Here is an 8,015-nt window from a genome sequence, read left to right on the forward strand (position 1 = left end):
CTGAGCCGGGTCTCGTACCGCCGGGGCCGCTGCCACAGCGCGCCCCAGCCGTGACCGCCGAGGCGGCCCGCAGGGCCGGGTGTCAGCCGTGGCCGCCCGCGCGTACCAGACCCGTCTCGTAGGCGAGCACCACGACCTGCACCCGGTCGCGCAGGCCCAGCTTGGTCAGGATGCGGCCCACATGGGTCTTCACCGTGGCCTCGCTCAGCACCAGCCGGGCCGCGATCTCACCGTTGGACAGGCCCTGCGCGACCAGCACCATCACCTCGCGCTCCCGGTCGGTGAGCCGGTCCAGCTCCCTGTGCTGCGACTCCTTGCCGGTGGACGGCAGCATCGGCGCGAAACGGTCCAGCAGGCGCCGGGTGGTGGAGGGCGCCACGACCGCGTCACCGCTGTGCACCGCCCGGATCGCACCCAGCAGATCACCCGGCGGCACGTCCTTGAGCATGAAGCCGGAGGCGCCCGCCTTCAGCCCGGAGAAGGCGTACTCGTCCAGGTCGAAGGTGGTCAGGATCAGCACCTTGGGCGGATCGGGCTCCACGCAGATCCGCCGGGTGGTCTCCACGCCGTCCAGCTTGGGCATGCGGACGTCCATCAGGACGACGTCGACGGGCGTGGACCGCAGCACCTGGAGGGCCTCGACTCCGTCGCCCGCCTCCGCCACGACCTCCATGTCCGGCTGGGCGGCGAGCACCATCCGGAACCCGGTGCGCAGCAGCACCTGGTCGTCGACGAGCATCACACGGATCGTCATCGGGCCTCTTTCGTTCGGGGCGGTGAGGTGGCTTCAGGGCGAGGGTGTACAGGTGTCAACAGGGGGCGTACGGCTGCGTCAGTGCGCCGGTTTGAGCGGGAGCAGGGCGCTGATGCGGAATCCTCCGCCCGGGCGCGGGCCCGCGTCCAGGGTGCCGCCGACCATGCCGACCCGTTCGCGCATACCGATCAGCCCGTGCCCCTGGCCGTCGGCGCCGCCCTCCTCGTACAGCTCGTGCGGCGCGCCCTTGCCGTCGTCCTCGACGAGCAGGCCGAGCCCGTCGTCGAAGTAGACCAGCCGGACGCTGGCGCCCGCGTGGGGCCCGCCGTGCTTGCGGGTGTTGGTCAGCGCCTCCTGCACGATCCGGTACGCGGTCAGCTCCACGCCGCTCGGCAGCGGGCGCGGGGTGCCCTCGACCTTGAAGTCGACCGGGAGACCGGAACTGCGGCACTGCTCGATCAGCTCGTCGATCTGCCCGACGTCCGGCTGCGGGACGTACTCCCCGCTCTCCTGGTGCTCCCCGGTGCGCAGCACGCCCAGCAGCCGACGCATCTCGGCGAGGGCCTGACGGCCGGTGGAGGAGATCGTCTCCAGCGCCTTCTTGGCCTGGTCGGGGTCGGCGTCGAGGACATAGGCCGCGCCGTCGGCCTGCACCACCATCACCGACACGTTGTGCGCCACGACATCATGCAGCTCGCGCGCGATACGGGCGCGCTCGGCGGCGACCGCGACCTTCGACTGCGCCTCGCGCTCCTTCTCCAGGCGGGCCGCGCGCTCCTCCAGCTGGGCGAAGTAGGCACGCCGCGTGCGCATGGAGTCACCGAGCACCCAGGCGAGCGCGAAGGGCACCGTCTGGAAGACGACTATCGCGATCTGCCCCGGAAAACTGGTGTGCTCGTTCGGCCAGCGGATCTGCGCGAGGGGCGCCGCGACGAGACTGGCGGCGAGCGCGAGCCGGGAGGCCCAGCGCGCGCCGACCGTCGCCACCGTGTAGGTGATCACCAGCATGGCGAAGTCGGCGACGGTCGTCTCGACGTCCACCACCAGCTGGGCCAGACCCGTCGCGAGGGCGACCAGCAGCATCGGCTCCGGGAACCGGCGGCGCAGCGCGACGACGACGCACAGGACGGCGGACACGGCCATCCCCCCGGCGAGCGTCATGTGGTGACCGGGCACCCCGTGGAGATTGACCACGCTCAGACCGGACAGCCCGAACAGGACGACGGCCCAGAAGGTGTCGACCCAGGTCGGGTGGCGGCGGAGGAAGTCGTAGAGGCGCTGCACGTAACCCAGAGTAGGGAAACCGGATGCATGCAGGGTCAACCGGAGGGCCGATCCGTGCCCGGGGCGCGTACTCCGCAAGGTGGAGGAGGTGATCATCTGTGCGCCTAGTCTGGTCCGGTGACGGATGAGACGGCACGGGGAGCGGGACCGCGCCCCGGCGACGGAGACGGCGGGGGCGGCCGGCGCGGCTGGCGTGCGGCGACCGAGGCGGCGCTGTACGGGCCCGGCGGCTTCTACCGCCGCCCGGAGGGCCCGGCCGGCCACTTCCGTACGTCCGTACACGCCTCCTCGCTGTTCGCGCAAGCCGTGGCCCGGCTGCTGTGCCGGGTCGACGAGGCACTGGGCCGGCCCCCGGTGCTGGACTTCGTCGACATGGGCGCGGGGCGGGGCGAACTGGTCTCCGGGGTGCTGGCCGCCCTGCCTGCCCACGTGGCCGCACGCGCGCGTGGCTACGCCGTCGAACTCGCCGACCGCCCGGCCGGGCTGGACGAACGGATCACCTGGCTGGACATGCCTCCGGCCACCGTCACGGGCCTGCTGTTCGCCAACGAGTGGCTGGACAACGTGCCCGTGGACGTGGCCGAGGTCGACTCCGCGGGCGTGCCCCGGCTGGTGCTCGTCACCGAGGACGGCACCGAACGGCTCGGGGAGCCGGTGACCGGCGCGGAGGCGGACTGGCTCGCCCGGTGGTGGCCGTTGCCGGCCGAGGAGGGGCTGCGCGCGGAGATCGGGCTGCCCCGGGATCTGGCGTGGGCCTCGGCGGTGGACCGGGTGGTGCGCGGGCTCGCGGTGGCCGTGGACTACGCGCACACCGTCGGCACGCGCCCCCCGTTCGGGACGCTCACCGGCTTCCGGGAAGGGCGCGAGACGGCGCCCGTGCCGGACGGGTTGTGCGACATCACGGCGCACGTCGCCCTGGACGCATGCGCGGCGGCCGTCACGGCGCGCACGCCCTCGGACGCGTCCCGCACGCCCCTCGATACGGCGCGCACACCCCCCGGCACCACGCATAGGACCTCGGCCACGCCCCGGCGTCCGGCGCACACGCCCACTGACACGTCGCAGGCGCCCTCCCCCACGGCGCGCACGCTGCCTCCCGCCCGCCTCCTCACCCAGCGCGCCGCGTTGCGCGCCCTGGACCTCACCGGCGCACGCCCCCCGCTCGCGCTGGCCTCCACGGACCCCACGGCCTATGTGCGCGCCCTCGCGAGCGCCGGAGAGGCCGCCGAGCTCACCGCCCCGGGCGGGCTCGGCGACTTCGGCTGGCTGGTGCAGCCCGTTGGAATTCCGGACCCGCTCGCCTGAGCCTGCCGCCCGCTGTCTGCTGTCGGCTGCCTGCTGTCGGCCTACTTGTCGATGTCGCCGACCACGAAGAACATCGAGCCCAGGATCGCCACCATGTCCGCCACCAGCGTCCCCGGCAGCAACTCGGTCAGCGCCTGGATGTTGTTGTACGAGGCAGAACGCAGCTTCAGCCGGTACGGCGTCTTCTCACCCTTGCTGACCAGGTAGTAGCCGTTGATGCCGAGCGGATTCTCGGTCCACGCGTACGTGTGCCCCTCGGGCGCCTTCAGCACCTTCGGCAGCCGCTGGTTGATCGGCCCCGGCGGCAGCTCGGCGAGCCGGTCCAGGCAGGCGTCGGCGAGATCGAGCGCGTTGTGGGTCTGGTCCAGGAGCACCTCGAAGCGGGCGAGGCAGTCGCCCTCGCTCCGGGTGACGACCTTCAGGGTGTCCTGGAGATCGCCGTACGCCAGGTAGGGCTCGTCGCGGCGCAGGTCGAAGTCGACGCCCGATGCTCGCGCGATGGGCCCGCTCACGCCGTAGGCGTGCACGATCTGCGGCGTCATCGCGCCCACCCCGCGCGTGCGCCCCCGGAAGATCTCGTTGCCGAGCACCAGGTCGTCGAAGACGTCCATGCGCGAGCGCACGTCGGCGACGGCGGCACGCGCGCGTGCGGTCCATCCGGCCGGCAGGTCCTCCTTCAGGCCTCCGACGCGGTTGAACATGTAGTGCATGCGTCCGCCGGAGACCTCCTCCATGACGTTCTGGAGCACCTCGCGCTCCCGGAACGCATAGAACACCGGGGTGATGCCGCCCAGCTCCAGCGGGTAGGAACCGAGGAACATCAGGTGGTTCAGGACCCGGTTCAGCTCGGCGAGCAGCGTGCGCGTCCACACCGCCCGCTCGGGCACCTCCATGCCGAGCATCCGCTCCACGGCGAGGACCACGCCCAGCTCGTTCGAGAACGCCGACAGCCAGTCGTGGCGGTTGGCGAGCACGATGATCTGGCGGTAGTCGCGCGCCTCGAAGAGCTTCTCGGCGCCGCGGTGCATATAGCCGATCACCGGCTCCGCGCGCACGATGCGCTCCCCGTCCAGCACGAGCCTGAGCCGCAGCACGCCGTGCGTGGACGGGTGCTGGGGCCCGATGTTGAGCACCATGTCGGTGCTTTCCGCGGCGCCGCCGATCCCGACCGTGGTCTCCGTCGTAGGAGTCATGGCCCCAGTTTCCCCTACGTACGCTGGCCCCATGGAAACGGGGAGCCCGGAGGAGACCGGGATACCGGGGGCCGAGCTGGAGTGGCGGGGACTGCAGCCCGCCCTGATGCGGATGCGCCGACTGCTCGTGGTGGTGTGGACGGCGGTGCTCGCGGTCGTCACCGGGTTGCTGCCGGGCCTGCTCGTGGGGCCCGCGTGGGCCGCCTTCGCCCTGGTGCCCGTGGCCTGCGCCGCGTGGTGCTGGCGGCTGGTGGGGCGCAACTGGCGCTCGTGGCGGTACGCCGAGCGCGCGGACGACCTGCTGATCAGTCGAGGTGTCCTGTGGCGCGAGGAGACGGTGGTGCCGTACGGGCGGATGCAGCTGGTGGAGGTCACCTCCGGACCCGTCGAGCGGCGCTTCGGGCTGGCGACCGTGCAACTGCACACGGCGGCCGCCGCGACCGACGCCACCGTCCCCGGTCTGGACCCGGCCGAGGCGGAACGGCTGCGCGACCGGCTCACCGAGCTGGGCGAGGCGCGATCGGCGGGCCTGTGACGACCCCGGACCACGGCGAGAAGGTGACCTCGGATGACGACGAGGAGAGGACCGCGGACTACGACGAGGAGATACCGGCGCCCGCGCCGGTGACCGAGCGCCGACTGCACCCCGTCACGCCGTTCCGCCGGGCGTGGGCGCCGGTCGCCGTGGTCGCCGGATGGGCGGTGCACGACCCGAACGGGACACAGGCGCAGCTGACGCGGCTGACCACCACCGCCCTGCTGCTGGGGCTCGCGGTGCTGGTGCCGGTGGCCGGCCTCTACGGCTTCCTGTCCTGGTGGTTCACGCACTACGCGGTCACCGACGCCGAACTGCGCATCCGTACCGGCCTGCTGTTCCGGCGCGCCGCGCACATCCGGCTGGAGCGCATCCAGGCCGTGGACGTCTCCCGTCCCCTCCTCGCGCGCGTGGCGGGTGTCGCCAAGCTGCGGATCGACGTCGTCGGCGCCGACGACAAGGACGAACTGGCCTTCCTCGGCGAGCAGGAAGCGCGCGCCCTGCGCGCGGAGCTGCTGGCGCGCGCGGCGGGTTTCGCGCCCGAGACGGCGCGCGAAGTCGGCGAGGCGCCGGCGCGCGAGCTGCTGCGCGTACCCCCGCGCGCGCTGGCGCTCTCCCTGCTGCTGACGGGCGCCACCTGGGGCTCGTTGTGCGCCGCGCTCGTCGTACCGACCGTGCTGTGGCTCACCACCCACAACCTGTGGACGGTCCTCGCGACCGCCCTGCCGCTGTTCGGCGCGGCGGGCGCGAGCAGCGCGGGACGGTTCACCGGCGAGTTCGACTGGAAGGTGAGCGAGTCACCGGACGGCCTGCGCATCGACCGCGGGCTGCTCGACCGTACGCACGAGACGGTCCCGCCCGGCCGGGTGCAGACCGTGCGGATCGTGGAGCCGCTGCTGTGGCGGTGGCTCGGCTGGGTGCGGGTGGAACTGGACGTGGCCGGATCCGCCAACTCGGTGCTGGTACCGGTCGCTCCGCGCCCGATCGCCGAGTCGGTCGTCGCGCGCGTGCTGCCGGGTGTGACGGTGCCTCAGGAGCTGTCGCGGCCGCCGCGGCGGGCCCGCTGGTGCGTGCCGGTGTGGTGGCGCGGTCACCGTCTCGCGGTCACCGGCGCGGTGTTCGCCACCCGGCACGGTCTTTTGCGGCGCCGGCTCTCGCTGGTCCCGCATGCCAAGGTGCAGAGCGTGCGGCTGAGCCAGGGGCCCTGGCAGCGTCTGTGGCGGCTCGCCGACGTCCACGTGGACACCGGGGCCGACAAGACCGTGACGGCCGGTCTGCGGGACGCCCAGGAGGCCGCGCGGCTTCTGCACGCCCAGGCGGAGCGGTCGCGTACGGGCCGCCGGGACGCCCGCCCCGACCGCTGGATGACCGGATGACATCGGGCCCGGCTCCCCTCGCGGGAGCCGGGCCCGGTAGTGCCTGATGCGTGGTGCGGTGTCAGGAGGCCGCGCTGCGCAGCCGCTGGATGTCGATCTGCTCGGTCTCGTCGTGGGCGGTCAGGTCGATGACCTGGCCGGCGCCGTCCGACTGCGCGCCGGCGTGCTTGAACTCGGCCTCGGCCTCGGCCTTGTGCACGGCGAGGGCCTCCGGGCCGACGACGTCGGCGAGATCCTCGTTCTGCACGGAGTCCAGCGCGGCCTTCGGTGCGTCCTTCTGGGTGCCGAAGAAGTCGAAACCGCCTTCGACCACCGGGCGCCGCGCGGGCGCGGCCGGTACGACGGCCACCGCGGTCGGCACCGTGAAGTGCCCGGCGGGCGGCCGGCCCACGGGCTTGGCGCTCTCGGCCGGTGCCATCGGGGCGGCGGCCGCACGCGCGTGCCCGTCGGCCGCCACGGGCTTCCCCTGCGCCTCGTCCTCCTGGGCGGCCGGCGCACCGGCCTCGCTCACGGAAGCACCGGCGCCGTCCGTCACGCGTTCCGCCGCGTCCTCACGGGCGCCTTCGGCAATGCCTTCCGCCCGCGCGGCGGAGTCCGCCCCGCGCGCCTCGGTCTTGCGGACATCGGCCGTGCCCGCCGGAACAGCGCCCGCGTCGGCCCTGGCCTCGCCGGCGTGGGTCGCACCCGCCTCGGGAGCCACCGCCTCGGTGTCCCCGGAAGCCGCCTCCCCGGAAGCCACGCGCGTGGCCGTGTCCACGGAAGCCTCGGCGTCCGTCACGGAGTCCTCCGCGGCCTCACCGTCGAACCGGGCCAGGGCCGTCAGGGCCTGCCGGTAGAGCCGCGCGCCCTCGGGTGAGAACACCGCGTACGCCGTCGGCTCGTCCCCGGAGTCCGCCCCGGCCTCAGCGACAGCCTCCACGGGCTCCTCGGCCGGCTCCAGGTCCGGCTCGGCGCGGCGCGCGGGCGGCAGCGCGGGCGAGGGCACGGTCGCCTCGATCTCCAGCAGCCGGCGCCCCTCCAGGGCGCTGGCGCGCTCGGTCTCCGCCGTGGCGTACCGGCGCAGCAGGGCCGCGTGCTCGTTGCGCAGGCCGGCCAGCTCCGCGCGCTTGGCGCGCAGCCGCTGCTCCAGCTTGGTGCGCAGCTCGCGCGACTCCTCCAGGTCGGTCTCCAGTTCGGCGAGCCGCTCCTCGTACCGCCACTCGTCACCGGCACGCGCGCGTGTGAGGTCGGCGACCTGCTTGCCCGCGTGGATGTCCCAGCGGCGCATCACGAACGCGCCCACGACCGCCGTGGCCGCAGCGGCCCCGGCCAGCGCGCGCAGCACCATGGCATCGGAGAACACCCAGGGACCCAGCGCGCAGACGACGGAGACACCGGCGATCGCCGAAGGAGGCAACAACCGATGCAATGGTGGTGAATGGCGGTGGCGTCCACGTGGCATGGCCAGAAACTTACCGCGCGTAGGCGAATCGCGGACCCCCGCCCCGTAAAAACCCGGCCACATCACCGGCTTTGCGCGGCGTCAGTCGTGTGGGGGCTCAGTGGGCGACCAGCCGTGAGCTGAGCCA

Annotated in this window: 7 protein-coding genes; 3 read left to right on the top strand and 4 right to left on the bottom strand. The window is 73.4% G+C overall.

The annotated features are described in order from the left end of the window. Nucleotides 1-82 precede the first annotated feature (82 nt). Both ACZ5NH_RS41760 and ACZ5NH_RS41765 read right to left on the bottom strand, forming a co-directional pair. Nucleotides 83-754: a response regulator gene (locus tag ACZ5NH_RS41760; protein WP_388636244.1), complete on the bottom strand. Its 672-nt coding sequence runs from the start codon at nt 752-754 to the stop codon at nt 83-85. A 78-nt stretch (nt 755-832) separates the two neighbouring features. Further along, on the bottom strand, nt 833-2,038 hold the full coding sequence (locus tag ACZ5NH_RS41765) for a sensor histidine kinase (protein WP_468783231.1): 1,206 nt from the start codon (nt 2,036-2,038) through the stop codon (nt 833-835). Nucleotides 2,039-2,155: 117 nt separating this feature from the next. On the opposite strand from ACZ5NH_RS41765, the gene ACZ5NH_RS41770 reads away from it, so the two are divergent. Then, complete coding sequence (locus ACZ5NH_RS41770; RefSeq protein ID WP_468783233.1) at nt 2,156-3,343, top strand: SAM-dependent methyltransferase; 1,188 nt, start codon at nt 2,156-2,158, stop codon at nt 3,341-3,343. 41 nt (nt 3,344-3,384) lie between these two features. Here the strand turns inward: ACZ5NH_RS41770 and ACZ5NH_RS41775 are convergent, their stop codons facing one another. Further along, nucleotides 3,385-4,536, bottom strand: a complete 1,152-nt coding sequence (locus tag ACZ5NH_RS41775) for an NADH-quinone oxidoreductase subunit D (RefSeq protein ID WP_468783235.1) — start codon at nt 4,534-4,536, stop codon at nt 3,385-3,387. 31 nt (nt 4,537-4,567) lie between these two features. On the opposite strand from ACZ5NH_RS41775, the gene ACZ5NH_RS41780 reads away from it, so the two are divergent. Together ACZ5NH_RS41780 and ACZ5NH_RS41785 are read left to right on the top strand one after the other, a co-directional pair. Beyond that, nucleotides 4,568-5,071 (top strand): PH domain-containing protein, encoded by a 504-nt coding sequence (locus ACZ5NH_RS41780; protein ID WP_468783237.1) that lies wholly within the window; start codon nt 4,568-4,570, stop codon nt 5,069-5,071. 71 nt (nt 5,072-5,142) lie between these two features. After that, a complete protein-coding gene (locus ACZ5NH_RS41785; RefSeq protein ID WP_468783245.1) occupies nt 5,143-6,447 on the top strand; it encodes a PH domain-containing protein in 1,305 nt (434 codons plus the stop codon). Between the two features lie 61 nt (nt 6,448-6,508). Here the strand turns inward: ACZ5NH_RS41785 and ACZ5NH_RS41790 are convergent, their stop codons facing one another. Further along, nucleotides 6,509-7,888, bottom strand: coding sequence for a hypothetical protein (locus ACZ5NH_RS41790; RefSeq protein WP_468783239.1), 1,380 nt, complete (start codon nt 7,886-7,888; stop codon nt 6,509-6,511). Nucleotides 7,889-8,015 lie beyond the last annotated feature (127 nt).

The organism is Streptomyces sp. NPDC031426, assembly GCF_055581585.1.